This window comes from Billgrantia gudaonensis, assembly GCF_900100195.1.
Classification (GTDB): Bacteria; Pseudomonadota; Gammaproteobacteria; order Pseudomonadales; family Halomonadaceae; genus Halomonas; species Halomonas gudaonensis.
Window position 1 is genome coordinate 396540 of sequence record NZ_FNES01000001.1, and the last position, 20537, is coordinate 417076.

At 66.5% G+C, this 20537-nt stretch carries 21 protein-coding genes; 12 read left to right on the plus strand and 9 right to left on the minus strand.

Annotation, left to right across the window (positions count from 1 at the left end; translation table 11 throughout):
• Positions 1-30 precede the first annotated feature (30 nt).
• Positions 31-465, plus strand: a complete 435-nt coding sequence (locus tag BLP96_RS01790; protein WP_089682449.1) for a GFA family protein — start codon at positions 31-33, stop codon at positions 463-465.
• A gap of 104 nt (positions 466-569) precedes the next feature.
• Complete coding sequence (locus BLP96_RS01795; RefSeq protein WP_089682451.1) at positions 570-1691, plus strand: acyltransferase family protein; 1122 nt, start codon at positions 570-572, stop codon at positions 1689-1691.
• A gap of 22 nt (positions 1692-1713) precedes the next feature.
• Here BLP96_RS01795 and BLP96_RS01800 read toward each other — a convergent pair whose 3' ends face one another.
• From BLP96_RS01800 to BLP96_RS01815, 4 genes are all read right to left on the minus strand, one after another.
• Positions 1714-2826: an ABC transporter substrate-binding protein gene (locus tag BLP96_RS01800; RefSeq protein ID WP_089682453.1), complete on the minus strand. Its 1113-nt coding sequence runs from the start codon at positions 2824-2826 to the stop codon at positions 1714-1716.
• Positions 2813-4624 (minus strand): chloride channel protein, encoded by a 1812-nt coding sequence (locus BLP96_RS01805; protein WP_245682123.1) that lies wholly within the window; start codon positions 4622-4624, stop codon positions 2813-2815. The genes BLP96_RS01800 and BLP96_RS01805 overlap by 14 nt, the downstream gene beginning before the upstream one ends.
• A 52-nt stretch (positions 4625-4676) precedes the next feature.
• Complete coding sequence (locus tag BLP96_RS01810) at positions 4677-5147, minus strand: aminoacyl-tRNA deacylase (protein WP_089682458.1); 471 nt, start codon at positions 5145-5147, stop codon at positions 4677-4679.
• 112 nt (positions 5148-5259) lie between these two features.
• Positions 5260-6288: a C45 family autoproteolytic acyltransferase/hydrolase gene (locus tag BLP96_RS01815; protein ID WP_245682124.1), complete on the minus strand. Its 1029-nt coding sequence runs from the start codon at positions 6286-6288 to the stop codon at positions 5260-5262.
• A gap of 284 nt (positions 6289-6572) precedes the next feature.
• Here BLP96_RS01815 and BLP96_RS01820 point away from each other — a divergent pair, with 284 nt between their 5' ends.
• The 5 genes from BLP96_RS01820 to BLP96_RS01840 are packed head-to-tail and all read left to right on the plus strand — an operon-like array spanning position 6573 to position 11122.
• A complete protein-coding gene (locus BLP96_RS01820; protein ID WP_089682459.1) occupies positions 6573-7649 on the plus strand; it encodes a TRAP transporter substrate-binding protein in 1077 nt (358 codons plus the stop codon).
• 60 nt (positions 7650-7709) lie between these two features.
• The gene (locus BLP96_RS01825; protein ID WP_089682462.1) at positions 7710-8321 is read left to right on the plus strand and encodes a TRAP transporter small permease; all 612 of its coding nucleotides are present in this window, start codon (positions 7710-7712) and stop codon (positions 8319-8321) included.
• A gap of 3 nt (positions 8322-8324) precedes the next feature.
• Positions 8325-9608, plus strand: coding sequence for a TRAP transporter large permease (locus tag BLP96_RS01830; RefSeq protein ID WP_089682464.1), 1284 nt, complete (start codon positions 8325-8327; stop codon positions 9606-9608).
• 12 nt (positions 9609-9620) lie between these two features.
• Positions 9621-10130 carry a gluconokinase gene (locus BLP96_RS01835; protein WP_340147946.1) on the plus strand — a complete coding sequence of 170 codons (510 nt, stop codon included), beginning with the start codon at positions 9621-9623 and terminating at the stop codon, positions 10128-10130.
• Entirely contained in the window at positions 10127-11122 is a 996-nt protein-coding gene (locus BLP96_RS01840; RefSeq protein WP_089682466.1) for a substrate-binding domain-containing protein, read from the plus strand. Before BLP96_RS01835 ends, BLP96_RS01840 begins: the two co-directional genes overlap by 4 nt.
• Before the next feature lie 3 nt (positions 11123-11125).
• On the opposite strand, the gene BLP96_RS01845 is transcribed toward BLP96_RS01840, so the two are convergent.
• The gene (locus BLP96_RS01845; RefSeq protein WP_089682468.1) at positions 11126-11716 is read right to left on the minus strand and encodes a cytochrome b; all 591 of its coding nucleotides are present in this window, start codon (positions 11714-11716) and stop codon (positions 11126-11128) included.
• 147 nt (positions 11717-11863) lie between these two features.
• Here BLP96_RS01845 and BLP96_RS01850 point away from each other — a divergent pair, with 147 nt between their 5' ends.
• From BLP96_RS01850 to BLP96_RS01865, 4 genes are read left to right on the plus strand one after another with little or no spacing between them, the layout of a single operon-like run.
• Entirely contained in the window at positions 11864-12853 is a 990-nt protein-coding gene (locus BLP96_RS01850; protein ID WP_218118563.1) for a metal ABC transporter solute-binding protein, Zn/Mn family, read from the plus strand.
• Positions 12850-13647 (plus strand): metal ABC transporter ATP-binding protein, encoded by a 798-nt coding sequence (locus tag BLP96_RS01855; protein WP_089682472.1) that lies wholly within the window; start codon positions 12850-12852, stop codon positions 13645-13647. Before BLP96_RS01850 ends, BLP96_RS01855 begins: the two co-directional genes overlap by 4 nt.
• Positions 13644-14864: a metal ABC transporter permease gene (locus BLP96_RS01860; RefSeq protein WP_218118564.1), complete on the plus strand. Its 1221-nt coding sequence runs from the start codon at positions 13644-13646 to the stop codon at positions 14862-14864. Before BLP96_RS01855 ends, BLP96_RS01860 begins: the two co-directional genes overlap by 4 nt.
• On the plus strand, positions 14861-15772 hold the full coding sequence (locus BLP96_RS01865) for a metal ABC transporter permease (protein WP_089682474.1): 912 nt from the start codon (positions 14861-14863) through the stop codon (positions 15770-15772). Before BLP96_RS01860 ends, BLP96_RS01865 begins: the two co-directional genes overlap by 4 nt.
• Positions 15773-15776: 4 nt before the next feature.
• Here the strand turns inward: BLP96_RS01865 and BLP96_RS01870 are convergent, their stop codons facing one another.
• Both BLP96_RS01870 and BLP96_RS01875 read right to left on the minus strand, forming a co-directional pair.
• Positions 15777-16208: a RidA family protein gene (locus tag BLP96_RS01870; RefSeq protein WP_089682475.1), complete on the minus strand. Its 432-nt coding sequence runs from the start codon at positions 16206-16208 to the stop codon at positions 15777-15779.
• A gap of 51 nt (positions 16209-16259) precedes the next feature.
• On the minus strand, positions 16260-17654 hold the full coding sequence (locus BLP96_RS01875) for an aminotransferase-like domain-containing protein (RefSeq protein ID WP_089682478.1): 1395 nt from the start codon (positions 17652-17654) through the stop codon (positions 16260-16262).
• Positions 17655-17753: 99 nt separating this feature from the next.
• On the opposite strand from BLP96_RS01875, the gene BLP96_RS01880 reads away from it, so the two are divergent.
• The gene (locus BLP96_RS01880; protein ID WP_089682480.1) at positions 17754-18356 is read left to right on the plus strand and encodes a LysE family translocator; all 603 of its coding nucleotides are present in this window, start codon (positions 17754-17756) and stop codon (positions 18354-18356) included.
• Positions 18357-18365: 9 nt separating this feature from the next.
• On the opposite strand, the gene BLP96_RS01885 is transcribed toward BLP96_RS01880, so the two are convergent.
• Both BLP96_RS01885 and BLP96_RS01890 read right to left on the minus strand, forming a co-directional pair.
• Positions 18366-19313, minus strand: coding sequence for a threonine/serine dehydratase family protein (locus tag BLP96_RS01885; protein WP_089682482.1), 948 nt, complete (start codon positions 19311-19313; stop codon positions 18366-18368).
• Between the two features lie 77 nt (positions 19314-19390).
• A complete protein-coding gene (locus BLP96_RS01890) occupies positions 19391-20494 on the minus strand; it encodes a class I SAM-dependent methyltransferase (protein WP_089682484.1) in 1104 nt (367 codons plus the stop codon).
• Between the last annotated feature and the right edge of the window lie 43 nt (positions 20495-20537).

Consider the following 20537-nt stretch of genomic DNA (forward strand, 5'->3'; position numbering starts at 1 on the left):
CGACGAAGCGGGACCCTCGGGAGGTATGCCATGAGCAATGCACAGAGCTATCGGGGCAGCTGTTTCTGCGGCGCCGTGCAGGTGGAGGTGAGCGGTGAGCCGGCCGGCATGGGCTACTGCCACTGCGAATCGTGCCGGCACTGGTCGGCGGGGCCGGTGAACGCCTTCACCTTGTGGGAGCCGGACGCCGTACGGGTCACCCAGGGGGCCGACAACCTGGCGAGCTACAGTCGGACGCCGGCTAGCCGGCGCATGTGGTGCCAGACCTGCGGAGGGCACGTGATGACCGAGCATCCCCAGATGGGATTGATCGACGTCTATGCGGCGGTCATGCCCGACTTTCCATTCGCGCCGGGGCTGCACGTCCACTATCAGGAGTCGGTGCTGCCGCTGCGCGACGGTCTGCCCAAGATGCGGGACGTGCCGGCGGAAATGGGTGGCTCGGGGCAGACGCTGGATGAATGAGGCAATGCCCAGGGCAACGACCGGGCGGCGATGAGTAAGGCGCGTTGCCCGGTTGTCGCCGGCTGCCGAGAGCACCGTTGCGTGACCGCGGACGAGGGGTCCGGATGAGGCAAGGGAAGGCGGTCGCGGCGAGACTGACGGAGCGGCCGACGTTGCCGCCGGCGCGAGGGCGCATCGCGGCGATCGACCTCGCACGCGGCGTGGCCATCGCGTTGATGATCCTGAGCCATACGGCGAGTGGGCTGCTGGGCATCGATGCGCTTCCCGATTGGGGCCTGGTGCCGGTCCATCTACTCACCAAGTTCGCGTCATCGCTGTTCATCACGGTGTTCGGCATCGCCCTGTCAGTGGCCTTCCTGCCGCATACCGAGACGTCGGACTGGCCGCGCCGGCGTCTCAAGCTGCTGCTGCGCGGCCTCGAGGTGCTGTTCTGGTACAAGGTGCTCACCGTGGTCGAGATGCTGCCGCTGTACGAGCCCCAGGACATCCTCGACACCCTGCTCTACCAGCGGTTTCCGATCTGGGTGGAGATTCTCGGCTTCTACGCCATCGCGCTGCTATGGCTGCCTTGGGTGCTGCCGCTGTGGCGGCGTCTGCCGCTCGTATCGCGGCTGGTGTTGCCGCCGGCCGTTGCGCTGCTCTCGGGCTGGCTGGAGGGCCACGTCGGTTTCTGGGGCGTGGAGCCGCTCAAGGCGCTCCTCGTGGAAGACGACGATCACTACGCCTGGGGGCAGCTCGCGCGCCTGCCGCTGGTGATGCTGGGGCTGCTGATCGGCGAGGCGCTGCTGCGTACCCGCGAGTCGCCGGCAATGCGCCATCTGCTGCTGGCGTTGGGCGGCGGCGGTGTGGCCCTGCTGGCCGGGTTCGTGCTGGTTTCGCTGCCCGAACTCGATCCGGCGCTGACGGCGGTGGCCCGCAACACCGGCAAGCATCCGCCGGAGCCATCCTTCGTGCTGTTCAGCCTGGGCGGCGCTCTGGCGATCCTGGCGCTGTGCCTGGCGGGAGGCGAGCGGGCGGCACGTGCCTTGCGCCCGCTCGCCGTCATCGGTTCGGATGCGCTGATGGCCTTCATCTTCCATATCGTGGCGATCTTTCTGGTGCTGCGCTTTCTGCTCGGGGCCTGGCAGGCGTATTCCTACCCCCAGGTGCTGGGCATCGCCCTGGCTCTGATCCTGGGCTCGGCTGGCTGGATCGCGATGGTGGGCTGGATGCGCCAGCGCCAGTGAGGCGCGTACCGACCGGCAAGGGTCACTCGTCGACGTGCGCGGCCAGCCAGTCACGGAAATAGTCGTCGATCCGCTCGAGGGTACGCGCGTACCAGGCCTCGTCCTTGACGATGGCGCCGTCGGCGTTGAGCGGATGGGTGGGCAGGTGCAGACGCATGTCCTGGCCGGTCTCGGGATGGTCGGTCACCCGGCGGGTGGCGGAGCGGCGTGCCGGGCCATAGGGAATGCGTCGCGCCAGTTCGGCGAGCCGCTCGGTAGAGGTGGTGAAGCGGACGAGTTCGCGCGCCGACTCGGGTTGGGGGCTGCCGCGTGGGATCACCCAGGTCTCGTGTTCCTGGACCTGGCCGTCCCACAGTATCTCGATGGGCGCGTTGCGGTGGATCATGGCATCGAAGAAGCGGCCGTTGTAGCCCGAAGCCATCACCACCTCGCCGTCCAGCAGCCACTCCACCGGCTGCTCGCCGCCTTCCCACCAGCGAATGGTGTCGAGTTGCTCGAGCCGATCGAGCGCCAGGGACAGGCCGCGTCGCGTGCTGAGCAGGCCGTAGAGCTCCTCGCGCGGTACGCGGTAGGAACGCAGCGCCCACTCGAGATTGACCGCTGGGGTGCGTTGCAGGGCGCGTGGGCCGGGAAAACGCTGCTGGTCGAAGAGATCGGCGATGGCAGTGGGGCGCTGGCCGGGGAAGGCGTCGCGACGGTAGGCGATCACCGTGGCGAACAGGGTGTGAGTGACGGCGCAGCGGCCGATGGAGTCGGGCAGGAAGTCCCGCTCGGGCGGGGTGCCATCGGGGGCCGGGGCGAGCAGCGTGGGCGACAGGGGCTCGAGCAGGCCCTCTTCGCAGGCAGCCATGGCGTCGCTGCGCGTCATGTCGATGACGTCCCAGGGTACCTCGCCGCTGGCGACGGCTCGGCGCAGGCCGTCGAGGCCGCCATCGTAGCGTGCTACCTCGACGGGGATGCCGGTCTCAGCCGTGAATGGCTCGAACCATGCCTCGCGCTGGGCGCGCTCGTAGGCGCCGCCCCAGCTCAGCACGGTCAGGGCTTCGGCCTTCTCTTCGCTGTCGGCGGCAAGCGCCAGGCTCAGTCCCAGCAGCAGGACGCCGATGCCGTACCGCCATCGTCTAGCCGGTGCCATGTTCCTCCTGCCTGAGTTCGTCGCTGTGAGCCAGGTAGGCGCGGGCGATGCTCGTTTCGTAGACCACGCCCAGGAAGGTTTCGTCGTCCGCTTCGTCGACGACCGGTAGCGCTTCGCCGGTGACCGTCTCGAGCGTGGTCATGGCGGCCCATAGCGAGGTGCTGGGGTGCAGCACCGGACGTTCGACGGTGGCGAGTTCGCCGACGGAGGCGGGAGCATCTTGCGACGCACGGGCTCCTTCCAGGTCGGCCAGGGTCACACAGCCGCGGTAGCGGCCCGATGCATCGACCAGATAGGCTTCGCCGTGGCCGGCCCGGCCCAGCTCCGCCACGGCGCGATCCACCGTGACGCTCGGCGCCAGGGTCACGCCGTCGCGGCTGAGGTGCTCGCCCACCGGCATGCTCTGGAGCACCGCACGGCCGCGGCCGGCGGAGAGGTCCAGGCCGCGCGCCTGGAGCTGGATGTCGAACAGCGAGCGGCCGAACAGCTGGGCGGCGATGGGGCTGGCCAGAGTGACGCTGGCCAGAGCGGCAGTCGTCAGGGCGTAGCTGCCGGTCAGTTCGAAGACGATCAGCAGGCTGGTCAGCGGAGCGCCGATCACCGGGGCGGTCACGGCCACCATGCCGCACACTGCGTAATAGATGAAGGTGTCGGTGGAGAGGGCTCCCAGCTCGCCCACCAGGCTACCGCACAGGGCGCCGAACAGGGTGCCGATGACCAGCGCCGGGCTGAACACTCCGCCGCTGAAGCCCATGCCCAGGCACAGTGCCGTGGCGGCGATCTTGAGCACCAGCACGACCACCAGTTCGCCGCTGTCGTAAGCGCCGGCGATGGTGGCGAAGCGCAGGGTCTCCTGGCCGATACCCAGAATGTCCGGCACCCACAGCGCCGTGGCGCCCAGCAAGGCGCCCGCCGCCGCCGGACGCAGGGCTGGCGCCAGGGGCAGGTGGGCAGCGAGCCGAGCGACGCCGAGGGTGGCGCGCATGTAGGCACCGGCGACCAGAGCGCCTAGGCCGCCGATGGCGAGAAACAGCGCGAACTCCCAGGGCTGCGGCACGGCGGTATCGGCGACGTGGAACAGCGCGCCGCGCTCCAGCACGCTGGTGGCGATCACGTAGCCGACGATGGCTGCCGCGGCGATGGGGGCGAAGGCCCGCAGGGCATAGTGGCGCAGCACCACCTCGTGAGCGAAGACGATGCCTGCCAGCGGGGCGTTGAAGGCGGTGGCAATGGCCGCCGCCACGCCGCAGGCGATGGTGATGTTGTCTTCCGAGCGGCCCAGGCGCAGCAGTCGCGCGCCCAGCGAACCGATGGTCGCACCCAGGTGCACCAGCGGGCCATACTGGCCCACCGAGGCGCCGGCGCCCAGCGACACCAGGGCGGAGAGCGCCGAAAGCGCGCCGGCTCGGGCCGGCAGGCGGCCTTGGCGCGTCTGGACGGCCGCAATCACGTCGGCCGGAGTATGGGCACGCCGCTCGGCGATGGCGCGGTGCAAGAGCCCCACCATGAGTCCACCCAGCGCGGGTACCGCCACGGTGGCGATCAGCAGCATGTCGGGCCGGTCGAACATCATGCGACTGCGCGGCGAGACCAGCAGCGCTTCGTTGAGCCACAGCACCGCGTTGACGAACCCCGTCGCCAGTGCGGCAGCCACAGCGCCGATCAGCGCTCCCAGCAGCACCAGGGCCAGGAAGCGCATGACGCCCATGGGGCCCCGGGCGGTTGCCTGGCTTGCGGGATGCGTCTCCATGCTCAAGGTGTAGGCGGTGAGGCGAGCCGGAGCAAGCGGCGGGGCCAACGATCACGGCCGCCGCGTCCCGCGGCGGCCGTGAGGGAAGAGGCCCGGACCGTCAGTGGGGACGGCTGAAGGCCCCGTGGGGGGTGTCTCCCATCAGGCGGCCGAACTCGTTGCCGCTCATGTGGAGCAGGGTCTCGTGATCGCCGGCATCGAAGTAGATATCCGGTTGTTGGCGCAACAGGTCGTCGAGGTAGACCTGCAGGCCGTAGGCCTGACCGACTGGGATGGTGGCGCCGGGGTCGCAGTCGTTGAAGCGATCGACGATCTCGTCTTCGGAAGCGAGGTCCACCTTCTCGTTGAACAGCTGCGAGAGCTTGTCGAGATCGGCGTCGCAACTGCTGGGCAGCACGGCGATGCGGTAGCCCGAGTCGCCGTGGACCATGACGGCCTTGGCCAACTGGTCGCCGGTGATGTGCACCTGCTGGGCCAGGCGACTGGTGCTCACTTCCCGTGGGTGCTTCACCTCCTCGTAGTCGATGTCGCAGGCCCTGAGATACTCTCTGAGGGTCATGGGAATGGCCATGGGATGTGCTCCTTCGGCCCCCGGGGCCGATGATCGAGGGAATGAGATGCCTCCCTTCGCGTGTGGATTCCATACCCTCAGCATAGTGGTTGTGGCGGGCTAGAGCAGGCCTTCAGTCATCGTTGCCGAACAGCGTCTGCAGGCTGCCGCGCCGCGGCGTTGCCTGCCCCGGCGCATGCACTTCCCAGAGGATATCGTCGGGCAACAGCCGGAAGCAGACGGTGGCCAGGGTGTTCTCATCGTCGGGATCGTCGGGAGAACGACGGAAGATCGGCAGGCCGCCATCGCGGAGAATCGCCAGAGGGTCGCGCTCGCCCTCGGCGAGCAGCGCCTCGCCTCGGTGCTGTCGGTCGCGTGACGAGCGGGTGATCACTTGGCCTGCCTCCATGGCGGGGTGGTAGAGCGCGTGGTTGGCGTGCAACTGGGGCGCGGAGACCGGGCGGTGGCATGCCTGGCCAGCACCGAACTCGACGCTGGTCAGGTCGGGCTCACCGAGCCGGGCAAGGCCGAAGTGGAAGCCGGCGCAGGCCGGAGCGGCCTCGAGCCGCTCGAGAGCCGCCGTCACCGAAGGCTGGGCGAGCGTGGCGCGGCCCAGCACCATGCGCGGCACCTCGGGCTCGAGGCCGGTCAGGCGCAGATTGTTGACGGTCTGCACCAGGCCGGCATCGGTCATGGCGAAGGTGTGGCCCGGCAGGGAACCGGGATAGCAGAACGACAGGAAGGCCGGCTGGTCGTCGGGCATGGCATGGACCAGAAAGGCCGTACCGTCGAGACAGGGTAGACCGTCCTCGTTGTGAGCCAGAATCGGCGTCTCGCCGGGTAGCAGTAGCGTGGTGCAACCTTCGGGGGCACCTGCCAACAGCTCGCCGCGGCAGTGCCAGGCAAAGACATCGTCGAGCGGCAGGGCGAGCCCCTCCGCCAGGCCGTTGAGCTCTGCCATCACCCGCGGAAAGCGATGCGCGGTGTAGGCGCGCATCCGTGCGACCGCCGGCGAATCGGCCAGGGTGACGATACGCTGCCAGAGTGCCGTGTGGCGAAGCTGGTCGCGCACGGCCGCTCGTCCTCTGCGGCCGAGTGCCAGGCCGATGTCGAAATGGCTGCCCCGGGTCGTCAGCCAGTCCAGCGAAGGGATGTCGCTCACGTAATGGCTCCTGTCCGTCGATACGGCTTCCACTCTGCCGGTTGATGGCCGGCGTGTCATGCTCGCGGCGACGTCGATCGGCATGAGACCTTGGTCGAAGTCGAGCGGTTCTGCGTTGACACTCCGTGGTGCTGCAACTAGTTTCGAGGTGAATGTTACCGGTAACAAGGCACAAGTCGGACATTCGTAGGCCTTTCTGAATGCGGCCTACCAGGGACAGGCTTTCCCCGGCCGGTCCTATATCGTCAACGACCAACAACAACCCGATGAAAGGAGACCACGCCATGACTGCTATCTGGCGCCGTACGCTCACTCTGGCCGGTGCGGCCAGTCTCACGCTCGGCATGGCTCACGCCCAGACGCCGGACCTCTCCGACCCGCCCGCGATCGACGGCGAAGTGGTTGGCGATCACGGCAGCCACACCCTGCGTATGGGAATCGGTCTGGCCGAGAGTTCGCCGCAGTACCTCTCCAGCCAGTACTTCGCCGATATCCTCGATAAGCGGACCGAAGGGCGCATCACCGTCAACGTCTTCCCCAACAGCCAACTGGGCGACGACGTGCAGATGATGGAGATGCTGCAGACCGGCTCGCTGGACATGAGCTATCCCTCGTCGTCACCCGCCACGACCTACGTCGAAGAGCTGGCGGTATTCGACCTGCCCTTCCTGCTGCCCACCCGCGAGGCAGCCGTGGCGGTGATGCAGAGCGACGTTGCCCAGGAGATGCTCGATGCCTTCGACGGTACCGGGATCAAGGCGCTGACGTTTTCCGAAAACGGTTATCGTCAACTCTCCAACAGCGCTCGTCCGGTGGAGACTCCGGAAGACGTGGCTGGCCTCGATGTCAGTGGCTTGAAGATTCGCACCATGGAGAACCCGGTTCACCTGGATATCTGGGAGACCTTGGGCGCCAACCCCACGCCGATGGCCTTCGGAGAGCTGTTCTCGGCCATGGAGCAGGGCGTGGTCGACGGCCAGGAGAACCCCTGGAGCACCATCCTGACTTCCAATTTCTACGAGGTGCAGGACTACGGTTCGGAAACGCGGCACGTCTACACGCCGTTCATCATGATGATGTCCGAGCGCACTTGGGACAATCTGGCGCCGGAATACCAGGAGCTGGTTCAAGAGGCGGCTCGCCAGTCGGCGGAGTACGAAATCCAGCTCTCGGCGGAGTATGACGACTGGTCGCGCGAACAGCTCGAAGAGCGTGGCATGGAGATCACTCGCCTGGACGACGAGCAGTTGGCTGCCTTCCAGGAAGCCGTGCAGCCGGTCTACGAGAAGTGGTCGCCCGAGATCGGCGAGGAGCTGATCCAGGAAGTCCAGGCCATCGTCGAAGAAACCACCAGCGACTGATACTTCCTTCCCATGCTGGGCAGGACGGGCGTAGCCCCGTTCTGCCCCCCGGAGTTCGGCATGACAACCACTTCCTCGCCCTCACGCGACCGCGATGCGGTCGACCCTGAGGTATATCTCGACGATCCCCGCCGCCACTCGCTAGAGATCGATCTCGAGCTACGCAAGGGACCCGCTGCGTTTCGCTGGATCACGTTCGCCATGGAGCAGTTGATCGCGGCGATCCTCGTTGCGCTGATCGTCTCCGTATCATCCAATGTCATCGGACGCTCCTTGCTCAACCACTCCTTGCCCTGGGCCGATGAGCTGGCACGCATGCTGTTCATCTGGCTGATCTTCATCGGTGCGGCGGCCGCCTTCGTACGCTATGAGCACATCGCCGTGGACTTCATGGTGCGTCGGTTGCCGCCGCGCGCGGCCTATGCGCTCTATCTGCTTCAGCACCTGCTCATCATTGCCTTGATGGTCGTGATTCTGTGGAGCGGGTATCTGGTGATGAGCCGCTCTACCGGGGCCACCGCCATCCTCGGCGTGCCCTGGAACCTGATCAACGCGTCGTTGGTGCTGTGTGCCGCTTTCATCACCGCGGTTGCCGTATGGCGTGCGTTGCAGTGCATACGCTTGCTGCGAGACCCCGAGCGGTCGTCGACGACCCCCGATGCAGGAGCCTGAGTCATGCTGTGGATTTTCCTGGGCATTCTTTTCGTCTCGATCGCCATCGGCCTGCCCATCGCCTTCGGCCTGGGCGTGGCAGCCGTGGTACTGGCGGTGATCTCCGACATCCCGCTGTCGATCCTCATCGAACAGTCGATCCGCGGGGTCAACAACTTCCCGCTGCTGGCCATTCCTTTCTTCATCCTCGTCGGCGAGGTGATGAGTGCCGGCGGCATCGCCCGACGACTGATGGATCTGGCTGGAGCGCTGGTCGGCTTCATTCGCGGCGGGCTCGGCCAGGTGGCGATCACCGGCTCGATGTTCTTCGGCGGCATCAGCGGTTCGGCCGTGGCCGACACCGCTGCCACGGGCTCGATGATGATTCCCTCGATGAAGCAGCAGGGCTACTCCGCTCCCCATGCCACTGCCATCAACACCGTCTCCTCGGTGATCGGCATCATCATTCCGCCGTCGATCCCGCTGATTCTTTTCGGGATCGTCACCGAGACGTCGATCAGCCGGCTGTTCGTTGCCGGCATCGTGCCCGGCGTGATGATCGGTTTCGCGCTGATGGTGACGACGTTCATCATGGCCAGCCTCGAGCACGCCGGGCAGACCCGTAAGTTTCGCCTCGATCTGCTGTGGCAGGCCTTCAAGCAGGCGTGGCTGGCGATGCTGCTGCCGGTGATCGTGATCGGCGGCATCATCGGTGGGGTGTTCACCGCCACCGAAGCGGCGGTGGCGGCCCTGCTCTATTCGCTGTTCATTTCGCTGGTGGTGTACCGCGAATTCCAGGTGAGCGAGCTGTGGGGCATGCTGGTGCGCACGGCACGGCTGACCGGTATGGTGCTACTGCTGCTGGCGTTCGCCACGGTGATCGCCTGGTTTCTCACCATCAACATGGTGCCGCAGACGCTGGTCGAGCAGGTGAGGGCGATCACTCAGGATCCGTTCTGGCTGCTGATGATCGTCGCCGGGTTGCTGCTGCTCGTCGGCTTCGTCATGGATCTGACGCCGGCCATGGTGATCATGGCGCCGATGCTCACGCCCATCGTCACTTCGGTGGGTATCGATCCCGTCTACTTCGGCGTGCTGATGGCCTTCGTGCTGGGCATCGGCCTGCTGACCCCGCCGGTGGGAACCTGCCTCTACGTCGGCTGCGGCGTGGGCAAGGTGTCGATGGAGCAACTGGTCAAGGCCATGCTTCCCTACTACGCGGCGCTGCTGGTGGTTCTGGTGATCCTGATTGCCTTCCCGGGGCTAGTCACCTGGCTGCCCGAACTCACCGCTGTGAGCGGCAATTGACGGAGGGGCAGCGTGACGGTATCGCAGCGTATCCTGGTGATGGGGGTGTCGGGCTCGGGCAAGTCTCATGTCGGCTGCTTGCTGGCGGAGCGGCTCGGCTTCGACTTCATCGATGGCGACGATTACCACGCCCCGACCAGCATCGCCAAGATGGCTCGCGGTATCCCGCTCGACGACGAGGATCGTCGCGGTTGGCTGGAGACGCTGGCAGAGCGCTTCGCCGATTACCGGCACCGCGGGGCCGGGGTGGTGATCGGCTGCTCGGCGCTCAAGCGGCACTACCGCGACATCCTGCGCGACGGCGATCCCGACCTGCTCATCCTCTACCTGAGCGGCAGCCGGGCTTGCCTGCTGCAGCGTCTGATGGCCCGGGAAAGCCACTTCTTCAAGGGCGAGGCGATGCTCGACAGCCAGTTCGCCGACCTGGAGCCTCCCGGACCCGATGAGGCAGTGGAGCTGGACATTGCCGAGTCGCCCGAGGCACTGGTCGAGACGTTCATCAAACGACTGACGGTACCGTGAAGAAACGACGCCCCACCCTCCAGGACATCGCCGATCGCGTCGGCGCGACGAAAATGACCGTCAGTCGCTGCCTGCGCGATCCCGCTACCGTCTCGGAGGGCTTGCGCGAACGCATCTTCTCGGCTGCCGAACAGGTCGGCTACATCCCCAATCGTGCCCCGGACCTGCTCTCGCGAGCCACCAGCCATTCCATCGGGGTGCTGGTGCCGTCGCTCACCAATCAGGTGTTCGCCGACGTGCTGGTGGGTATCGAGGCGGTGACCGAGCCGGCCGGCTATCACCTGATGCTCTCTCACTACGGCTACAGCCAGGAACTCGAGGAGCGCAGCCTGGCCTCGCTGCTCTCCTACAACGTCGACGGTGTGATTCTCTCCGACAGCCGCCACACGTCGCGCACGCGACGCATGCTGGAAACGGCCGGCATTCCCACCGTGGAAATCATGGACGCGCGCTCCACGCCGTTGCAACAGGCGGTGGGGTTCGACAATGTCGCGGCTGCCTACGACATGGTCAGCGAGATGATTCGCCGCGGTCGCCGTCATGTGCTCTATCTGGCGGTGCGGCTGGACGAGCGCACCCGCCAGCGCGAGGAGGGCTACCGTCGGGCGATGGAGGAGCGGGAACTGATGCCGGTCACCCTGCATCGCAGCCAGCGCTCTTCCTACAGTGTCGGCGCGGCGTTGCTCGGCGAAATTCTGGTCGATCATCCCGAAACCGATGCCATCTTCTGTACCAATGACGACGTGGCCGTCGGTGCCTATTTCGAGTGTCTGCGTCGCGGGGTCCGCGTGCCGGAGCAGATGGCCATTGCCGGCTTTCACGGTCATGACGTGGGCCAGGTGATGACGCCGCGCCTGGCAAGCGTGATCACCCCGCGTCAGGCGATCGGCGAATGGGCGGCTCGTGCTTTGCTGGCCAGTATCGGCGGCCGAACCGATGCCGAGCGGGTGATCGATCTGGGCTATCGCATCGAGCCGGGCATGACGCTGTAGCGCTCAGTGCCGGAACAGGCTCATGCGCGCCATGACGCCATCCTTGCGGATCAGCCAATGGTAGAGAGCGGCAGCGATGTGCAGTGTCGCCAGCAGCAGGATGAGCACGCCCACGCGGCCGTGCCAGAGGAACAGCGTTTCGGAGAGCGCCTCGTCCACGCCGATCAACCTCGGTAGATTCCAGGCGAAGAACTGCACGGGAAAATCCCCGCTGGCCGTGGCCAGCCAGCCGAGTATCGGCATCGTCAGCAGCAGTACGTAGAGCAGGGTGTGCACCAGGCCGCTGGCCAGGCGGTGGAAGGTTGGCAGGGGCACGGCATAGGGTGGTTTGCCGTTGGTCAACCGGCTCACCAGACGCAGCACCATCAAGCCGAGAATCAGTACGCCGGATGTCTTGTGAAGAGTGTAGATCGTGTCGGTGGCTGCACGGCCGAAGGTTTCCACGCTGCCTTCGAAGCCCAGGGAACCCAACGTCATGCCACTGGTCAGCGAGTACAGGACCAGCACGGCAATCAGCCAGTGCAGCAGGCGATGTATGTAAGCGTAATGATTGAGAGGGCCTTCGACGGGCGGCTCGAATGATCCATTGGCCATGATGTCGCTCCCCTGGCGGGTACCGAATGAGCCGAGGCTATGGGCCGGCTAGCCAACCCCGATTAGCCATCGCTTTCCGACAAGATAGCCTATCGATGGTAGCCTTTATAATCGCAGACGCGATGGCTTCAGAAGAGGAGTTCGAACGTGATAGGAATTCGCCGCCTTGCGCAGGCCGGTCTGATGGGGGCAATGGCCCTGGGGATGATTCTCGACGCCCATGCCGACGCGGAGGGTGAGCGGCTCGAAGTGGTGGCAACGACCGGCATGATCGCCGATGTCCTGCGCCAGGTGGGTGGCGATGCGGTGTCGGTGGACGGGCTCATGGGGCCCGGCGTCGATCCTCACCTCTATCGACAGACCCGCAGCGACGTGCGTGCCATGACGCAGGCCGATGCGGTGTTCTGGAATGGACTGTACCTGGAAGCACAGCTCGAGGAGTTCCTCGAACGGCTGGCCGAGCGCCGCCCGGTCTTTGCCGTGGGCGAGGCCGTGCCAGAGGAGCGGCGTCTGGCCGATGCGGAGTATGACAACCAGTACGACCCGCACGTATGGATGGATCCCTCTCGCTGGCGTCATGTGGTCGTGGCGGTGCGCGATGCACTGAGCGAGCTGGAGCCTTCGCAGGCCGAGGCCTTCGAGAAGCGTGCCGATGTCTATCTGGACGAGCTGGAGGCGCTGGACGACTACGCGCGCCAGGTACTGGAGAGCGTGCCGGAGTCGTCCAGGGTGCTCGTCACCGCCCACGATGCCTTCGGGTATTTCGGCGACGCCTACGGCTTCGAGGTGCTCGGCATTCAAGGGTTCTCCACCGAGAGCGAGGCGGGCCTGGCACGCATCGAGTCGCTGGTGGACGAGTTGGTGTCGCGTGACATCCGTGCGATCTTCATCGAGTCGTCGGTGTCGGATCGTAACGTGCGTGCGCTGATCGAAGGCGCGAAGTCGCGCGATCACGAGGTCCGCATCGGTGGTGAGCTGTTCTCCGATGCCATGGGTCCGGAAGGCAGCTACGAGGGGACTTGGCTGGGCATGCTCGATCACAACGTCACGGCCATCGCCACGGCGCTGGGTGGCGAAGCCCCGGAGGGAGGGCGCGAGGGGCGTCTTGCTGATGCCGACGAGAAGGAGGATTCATGATGGGTGACAGCGAGGCCATCGTTCAGAGCCCTCTGGCCATTCGTGGGCTGACGGTCAGCTATGCTCATCGTCCGGTGGTGCATTCGGTGGATTTCGTGACTCCGCCGGGCAGCATGACGGCCATCGTCGGCCCCAACGGGGCCGGCAAGTCGACCCTGCTCAAAGCCGTGCTGGGCATCACGCGGCGGCTCACTGGCGAAGTGCGGGTGTTCGGTCAGCCCGTGGAGGCGATGTCGCGGCACGTGGCCTACGTCCCCCAGCGTTCCAGCGTCGACTGGGATTTTCCGGCCACGGTGATCGACGTGGTCACCATGGGGCTGTTTCGCGACCTGCGCTGGTGGCAACCGACGCGGCATCGACATCGCCAGCGCGCCCTGGAGAGTCTTAGTCGGGTCGGCATGGAGGCCTTCGCCGACCGCCAGATAGGGCAGCTCTCCGGCGGTCAGCAGCAGCGCGTCTTCCTGGCACGAGCGCTGATCCAGCAGGCGGCGCTGACCATCCTCGACGAGCCCTTCGCCGGCGTGGATGCCGCCACCGAAAAGGCCATCGTCGAAGTGCTCAAGCAGCTCAAGCGCGAAGGGCGGACGTTGCTCTGCGTGCACCATGACCTGGCCACGGTGCGCGACTATTTCGACCACGTGCTGCTGCTCAACGTGCGTCGCATCGCCGATGGACCGGTGGAAGAAGCGTTCACCGCGGCCAACCTGCAGGCGACCTATGGCGGTCGCTTGAGCCCCATGCAACTGGTGCGACTGATGGAGCCGGTGGCGCAAGGCGAATCGAGAGGCGAATGATGGAAACCTGGTGGCTCGCCCTGACGTTTCGACTGGGCTACAACACTAGCCTGGTGACCCTGGGTACCATGCTGCTGGGCGCCGGGGCGGGCATGATCGGCAGCTTCATTCTGCTGCGCAAGCGTTCGCTGGTGAGCGATGCCATCAGCCATGCCACGCTTCCGGGCCTGGCGTTGGCCTTCATCGTGGTGGGCCTGATCCAGGGCGATGGTCGCTGGTTGCCGGCGCTGCTCGTGGGAGCCGCGGGAAGCGCTGCTTTCGGACTGTGGGCCGTGCAGCGCATCAGTGAGCGAACTCGCCTGGGTGAGGATGCCGCCATCGGTGCGGTGCTCTCTACCTTCTTCGCGTTCGGCGTGGTGCTGATCACCGTGATCCAGGCGATGCCGGTATCCGGACAGGCCGGTCTCACCGGCTACCTGGTAGGAGCCACGGCCGGCATGGTGGCGGCCGAGGCGCAGCTCATCGCTCTTTGCGCACTGGGTGTGCTGCTGGCCGTACTGGTATGGCGCCGCAGCTTTCTGATGGTTTGCTTCGATGCCGAATTCGCGCGCACCCAGGGCCTGCACACCGGGCGGGTCGATCTGGCCATGCTGGCGCTGCTGATGGTGGTGGTGGTGATCGGCCTCAAGGTCACGGGGCTGATCCTGATCGTGGCGTTGACCATCATTCCACCGGTGACGGCGCGATTCTGGACCGATCGCCCCCTGCACATGGTCATTCTGGCGGCGCTGCTCGGCATCCTGGCCGGCTATCTGGGAGTCACGCTTTCCAGTGTGACGGAGGGCTTGCCCACGGGGCCCCTGATCGTTCTTTCTGCCTTCGGCCTGTTCTTCGTCTCTTTCCTCTTCTCGCCACGCCGGGGCGTGCTGGCCTCGCTGCTTGCCCATCAGCGATTTCGCCGCCGGGTGCATCTGCGCCAGGGGTTGCTGGCGGTCGCCCGCGATGAACCGATCTTCGACAACCTCACCCTGCGTATCCTGCAGCGCCGTGGTTATCTGAGGCGTGACGGCGTGCCCACGGCGCCGGGTCGCGCTGCGGCTCGGGATGCCGAGCACGAAGAACGCCTGTGGGCGCTGTATCGTGAATGCCAGCCCGAGGATGCCCTGCAGCAGGAGCACTCCGGCCTGACGCCCATTGCCAGCGTGCTGTCGCCGGACGCCATCATGACGCTGGAGGCCCAGTTGCCGCCCAATGGCAAGCAGGAGGCCCGCCGATGAGCGATTTCTTCATGTTCAGCCTGGTGCCGCTGGCGGTGGCGGTGGTCATCGGCATGACCTGTGCGCTGCTCGGCAATTTCCTGGTGCTTCGGCGCCAGAGCCTGATCGGCGATGCCATCAGCCACGTGGCGTTGCCCGGTATCGTGGCCAGCTTCATTCTCACCGGCATGCTCGCCTCGGGTGCCATGATGCTGGGGGCGGGCGTGTCGGCTCTGGTCACCGTGGTGATGATCGAACTGATTCGCCGGCTGGGGAGGGTGGAAGTCAGCGCCGCCATGGGGGTGACCTTCACCAGTCTGTTCGCCCTGGGCGTGTTGTTGCTGGAGTGGCACGACGCGGCCGGCGTGCATCTCGATGTAGAGCACGCCCTGTACGGCAATCTGGAAAGCCTGATCTGGTTCGAGGGTACTGGACCGTACGCACTGTTCGATCCGCTGGCGCTCGCCGAACTGCCACCCCAGTTGGCGCGCGTCGTCCTGGTGGGTGGGCTGGTGGTGGCCTTCGTGGCGGTGTTTCGGCGCCACTTGGTGCTCGGCAGCTTCGATGCGGATTTCGCGGCCAGCGTTCGCGCTCGCCCGGCGCTGGTCGACCTGCTGCTGGTGTCGCTGGTGGCGGTGGCGGCCATCGCCGCCTTCGAGGCGGTGGGGTCGATCATCGTCATCGCCATGTTCATCTGTCCGGCCGCTGCCGCCCGGCTGATGACCGACCGGCTAGGCGCACAGATCGCCTGGAGTCAGGGGTTTGCGGTGGTCGCTTCGGTGCTCGGTTACGTGCTGGCCGGCTATGGGCCGGGTTGGCTGGGCTTCGATGCCTCGCTGAGTGCGGCGGGCATGATCGCCACCGTCGCGGGATTGTTGCTGCTGGCCACCTGCCTGTGGGGGCGTCGCCGCCATCCGGCCGAGGCCTGAGAGGTCAGGTTTCGTGAGATGCCGCCTCGGCGCCGTCATCCCCATTCGGCGCGGGGCGGCGTTTCACCATCAGGGTGATCTCCACGTTGGCCCCGCCGTACAGGCGCGGTGACTCGGTACAGGTGCGTGCCGGGTAGCGCTCGTGATGGAAGAATTCGGCATAGGCGGCATCGAACTCGTGGATGTCGTCGAGGTTGGTCAGGTGGACGTCGGCGCGTACGGTATCGGCCAGGTCGGCGCCGACGAAGGCGAGCATGCGTTTCAGCCGGTGCAGGATCCAGGTGGTTTCTTCACCGATATCGCCGAGAACGGTCTCGCCGCCCTGGATGTCGGTGACGGTCAAACCCGACACGAAGAGATAGTGGTCGTCGAAGACCACGTGGCTGCCGGGAAAGACCGGGACCTCCAGCGTCGGGTCGTTGCGATACTGCGGCATGACGTGTCTCGCCGTGGGTGAGTGGCATCAAGAGAGACTATAGAGGATATTTCATAGCGTGTGCCACGGCGAGGGCGGCGGTTCGGCCAGCGTTGCGACGAGGCGCTCCAGGGCCAGGGCCAGGGTTTCCCGCGAGGCGGCGGCGCCCAGGCAGAGCCGCACGGCCTGGGGCGCCGGCTCGCTGCCCACGCAGAACGGCTCGGCGCTGGTCAGGCGGACTCCGGTTGCCTCCAGGTTGGCCAGGAGTTCGGCGGCACGCATGCCGTCGGGCAGCGGCAGCCACAGGTTGTTGCCGTGGGGGCGGCCGCAAGGTGCATAGGGGCTGAGCCACTCGCGGGCCAGGCGTTGGCGTTCGCCCAGCTCCTGAGTCTGCCAGGCCAGCAGCCGTTCGGCGTCTTCGCTGGCCACCCAGTGGCACACCGCATCGACCATCAGCGGCGGCACCATCCAGCTCTGGGCGCGCAGCGCCGCTCCCAGCCGCTCCTGCAACGCATCGGGAACCACCAGCACGCCGATGCGCAGCCCGCCGGCGAGCACCTTGGCAGTGCTGAAAGCGAACAGGGTACGCTGTGGCGCCAGCCGATAGAGCGGAGTGCCCCGCTCGCCTTCCGGCAGGTACTGCACGCCATCCTCCAGAATCCAGAACTCGTGGCGCTCGGCCAACTCGGCGAGCCGCTCACGGCGCGTCTCGCTGAGCACGGTGCCCGTAGGGTTGTTCTGATCCGGGGTGACGTAGACCAACTGCGGTGGCTGCTGTGCACAGAGCCGCGCCAAGGCCTCCATGTCCATTCCCTCTGAGTCCATCGGCACGGCCAGGGTCTTGAGGTGTGCCTGGCGCGCCGCGCCGATCAGGCCGGGATAGGTGAGGGCATCGGCGGCGATGCGATCCCCGGGGCGAGTGAGGGCGCGCAGCGTGAGATCGATGCCGTGCTGACCGCCCTGGGTGACCAGCAGCCGTTCGGGGTCCACCGGCATGCCCAGCCGGTCCATCCAGGCGGCGAGCCGCTCACGGTGGGCGGGAACGCCACGTTCCGGCTGGTACTCCACGGCGCGACTGAGCACTTCGCCGTCCTGGCTGATCGCTGCCAGAGCGCGCCCCAGCGCTGCCGCGCGAAGGGGATGTGGTGGCGGCAGACTGAGGCTCAGGTCGACCACGCCAGCCTCGACCGGGCGGCTGGCCAGGAAGGGAGCGACGGGGTCGTCATCGCCACCCCGCACATAGGTGCCGCTGCCCACTCGGGCCCGCACCCAGCCCTGGCGTTCGGCCTCGGCATAGGCGCGGGTCACGGTGCCCACGGTGACCGACAGCTCATCGGCCAGGCGACGCTGAGGGGGCAAGCGGCTGCCGGGACGAAGCTCACCGGACTGCACCGCCGTCGCAATGGCATCGCTGATGGCGCGATAGCGGGGGCCCCGTTCGGTGAGCCGGGGAATCCATATTGTCATGGTGACAATAAAACCTTTGACGCCTTGTTCGTACCCATTATGCTGGATTTTATCGGTATTTGAAGCCGATTTTAGTCAAAATCGTATGGGTGCAATTATATGGAAATTCTGGCGTTCCTGGGCCCGGCGGCCCTCTACATGATCTCGATGACCATCACGCCGGGCCCTAACAACGTGATGCTCACCGCTTCCGGGGCCAACTACGGCTTTCTGCGCACCCTGCCGCACATCTTCGGGATCCTCGGCGGCTGCTTTCTGCTGTTTGCCGGCATCGCGCTGGGGCTCGGTCTGGTGTTCGAGCGCTATCCCATCGTGCAGACGGCACTGCGCTTCATCGGCAGCGCCTATCTGCTGTATCTCGCCTGGCGCATCGCCACCGCTCCGCCGCCGGATCTACGCCGCACTGGCGAAGGGCGGCCGCTGAGTTTCTGGCAAGCGGCGGCCTTCCAGTTCGCCAACCCCAAGGCATGGGTGATGGGGCTGGCCCTGATGGCGGGGTTTCTGCCCGAGGGAGGCGATACGGTGATGAATGCCCTGCTGCTGGCCGGCTTCGCCGAGCTGGTGGGGCTGCCGTGCGTTGCCCTGTGGGCGGGCTTCGGCACCGCCATCGGGCGCTGGCTCGACACGCCGCGTGCCTGGCGGATCTTCAACGGCCTGATGGGGGCGCTGACCGCAGCCTGCGTGATCTTCATACTCGGCTGAACGATGCATTCACAGGAAATCCAGCATTTCCTCGCGCCCCATGTTGCCGCCGGTGATCACCACCACGACATCGCCCCGCGAGGGCAGTTCGACGGCGTCTTCCAGCAGGGCGGCCACGCCCACGGCGGCTCCGGGTTCGGCGGCGAGCTTGCTCGCATAGAGCAGGTGGCGCATGGCGCGGTGGATGGCTGCTTCTTCGATGTCGACCAGGGCGTCGACATGGGCGCGACTCAGCGAATAGGTGCACTCGCCGACGATGGCTGCGGCCAGGCTCTTGGCGCAGGTGTCGACCGGATCCAGACGCTCCGGCCCTCCGCTGGCCCAGGCGTGCGACATGCTCGCTGCCTGGGCCGGTTCGACGCCGGCCAGGCTGAGCGCGGGGCGTAGCTCCGTGACCGCCACCCCGATGCCCGAGATCAACCCACCGCCGCCAATGGGGCAGAGGATCGCTGTCGCTTCCGGGGCCTGCTCGAGGATCTCCAGGCCTACGGTGCCCTGGCCGGCAATGATGCGCTCGTCGTCGTAGGGGTGCACCAGGGTCAGGCCCCGCTCCTCGACCAGCCGATGCATGTGCGCCCAGGCGTCGTTGATGTCGCCGTGCAGGATCACCTCGGCGTCCAGCTTCCGAGCGGCTTCCACCTTGAAGGGGCTGGCGTTCTCCGGCATCACGATGGTCACCGGTGCGTTCGCCTCGCGTGCCGCCCAGGCGAGACCCAGAGCATGGTTGCCGGCCGAGACGGCGCCCAGTCCGCCTTCGAGTTCCTGCGGCGAGGCCGTGCGGACCCAGTTGAGCGCGCCGCGCGCCTTGAAGGAGCCGGTGCGCTGGAACAGTTCGCCCTTGAGCCACACCCGCCGTCCCAGACGCTCGCTCAAGGGGTGGTCGAGAACCAGGGCCGTGGGGGAGAGAGTATCGGCGATGCGCGCCTGGGCCCGTTGAAGACTCGCGAGATCCATCATGTTGCCTGCTCCCTTGCCTACCGCCGGGCCGCCCGGCAGACGCCGAGCGGCCCGCTCTATTCCCACCAGTGTAGCGGTCAAGGTCGACACACGAAGTAGTCGTTCTGGATGTCGTGCTCGAGCTGGTGGACCTGGATGTCGCCGAATCCTGCCTCCTTCAGGTAGCGAAGTGCCCGCTCGCGACCCCACATGGTGCCCAGTCCTTCCCCGCCTTGGGCCAGCGACACGGTCATGCAGTGGCTCACCGACACGGCGTAGAGCATCGCGCCGAGCGGATGTTGGCGATCCAGGTGATGGTGGCTCGAGGCGTGGATGTCCTGCACCAGGTAGACGCCATCGGCGGCCAGGCTCTTGCGGATGCCCGCCAGCAGTCGGCGCGGCTGCCCCTGGTCGTGAATGCCGTCGAAGGTGGTGATCAGGTCGAACGCCGCCGGTTCGGCCGTCGCGTCGAAGTCGCTCAGGTCGCGCACCTCGAAGGTCAGGTTGGTGAGTCCGGCGTGTTCGGCCTGGGCGTTGGCCCAGGCAATGGCCTCTGCGGAGAGGTCGTAGCCGACGAAGCGGCTGGCCGGGAAGCGTTCGGCCATGGCGAGCAGCGCTCGGCCGCGGCCGCAGGCGCAGTCGAGCACTCGGATGCCGGCTTCCAGGCGGTCGGTGAGCCCCGGGCAGAGCGGCAGAATGGCATCGAACAATGCCGGCAGCACCGTCTGGCCGCTGTCGCTGGCCATCACCTCCTGGAAGCGTGGATAGCGCGAGTAGGGCACGCCACCGCCTTCGCGGAAGCAGCGCAGGACGTCATCCTCCACACTGCCGAGCAACGGGATAAACTGAGCATAGACGGCTAGGTTCGCCGTGCCCCGGTCGGTGAGCAGCTCGGCGCGTTCGTCCGGTAGCCAGTAGGTGGCCGACTGCGGATCGGTTTCGACGATTTCGGCTGCCACCATGCCACCGAGCCACTCACGGACGTAGCGCTCCTGGAGGCCGGAGCGTTCCGCCAGGGCCTGGCTGGTGAGCGGCGGTTGGCCGGCCAGCGTTTCGAGCAGGCCGGTGCGGTGGCCCAGCGAAGTCAGCAGCAGCAGGCCGCCGGCGTTGAGCGCCTGCACCAGCCGGCTCTCGAAGTCCTCCTCGCTGCGTTCGGTTTCGGCGTTGGCCCGGTCGGTCGTCGTAATGGCGATATCGCACATGTTCTGGCTCCTCTTGTCGTGGGTTGGCGATAGGTGCCGGGAG

Coding starts and splice junctions, on each gene's coding strand:
- BLP96_RS01790 (WP_089682449.1), top strand. CDS start 31: ATGAGCAATGCACAGAGCTATCGGGGCAGCTGTTTCTGCGGCGCCGTG.
- BLP96_RS01795 (WP_089682451.1), top strand. CDS start 570: ATGAGGCAAGGGAAGGCGGTCGCGGCGAGACTGACGGAGCGGCCGACG.
- BLP96_RS01800 (WP_089682453.1), bottom strand. CDS start 2,826: ATGGCACCGGCTAGACGATGGCGGTACGGCATCGGCGTCCTGCTGCTG.
- BLP96_RS01810 (WP_089682458.1), bottom strand. CDS start 5,147: ATGGCCATTCCCATGACCCTCAGAGAGTATCTCAGGGCCTGCGACATC.
- BLP96_RS01820 (WP_089682459.1), top strand. CDS start 6,573: ATGACTGCTATCTGGCGCCGTACGCTCACTCTGGCCGGTGCGGCCAGT.
- BLP96_RS01825 (WP_089682462.1), top strand. CDS start 7,710: ATGACAACCACTTCCTCGCCCTCACGCGACCGCGATGCGGTCGACCCT.
- BLP96_RS01830 (WP_089682464.1), top strand. CDS start 8,325: ATGCTGTGGATTTTCCTGGGCATTCTTTTCGTCTCGATCGCCATCGGC.
- BLP96_RS01845 (WP_089682468.1), bottom strand. CDS start 11,716: ATGGCCAATGGATCATTCGAGCCGCCCGTCGAAGGCCCTCTCAATCAT.
- BLP96_RS01855 (WP_089682472.1), top strand. CDS start 12,850: ATGATGGGTGACAGCGAGGCCATCGTTCAGAGCCCTCTGGCCATTCGT.
- BLP96_RS01860 (WP_218118564.1), top strand. CDS start 13,644: ATGATGGAAACCTGGTGGCTCGCCCTGACGTTTCGACTGGGCTACAAC.
- BLP96_RS01865 (WP_089682474.1), top strand. CDS start 14,861: ATGAGCGATTTCTTCATGTTCAGCCTGGTGCCGCTGGCGGTGGCGGTG.
- BLP96_RS01870 (WP_089682475.1), bottom strand. CDS start 16,208: ATGCCGCAGTATCGCAACGACCCGACGCTGGAGGTCCCGGTCTTTCCC.
- BLP96_RS01875 (WP_089682478.1), bottom strand. CDS start 17,654: ATGACAATATGGATTCCCCGGCTCACCGAACGGGGCCCCCGCTATCGC.
- BLP96_RS01880 (WP_089682480.1), top strand. CDS start 17,754: ATGGAAATTCTGGCGTTCCTGGGCCCGGCGGCCCTCTACATGATCTCG.
- BLP96_RS01885 (WP_089682482.1), bottom strand. CDS start 19,313: ATGATGGATCTCGCGAGTCTTCAACGGGCCCAGGCGCGCATCGCCGAT.
- BLP96_RS01890 (WP_089682484.1), bottom strand. CDS start 20,494: ATGTGCGATATCGCCATTACGACGACCGACCGGGCCAACGCCGAAACC.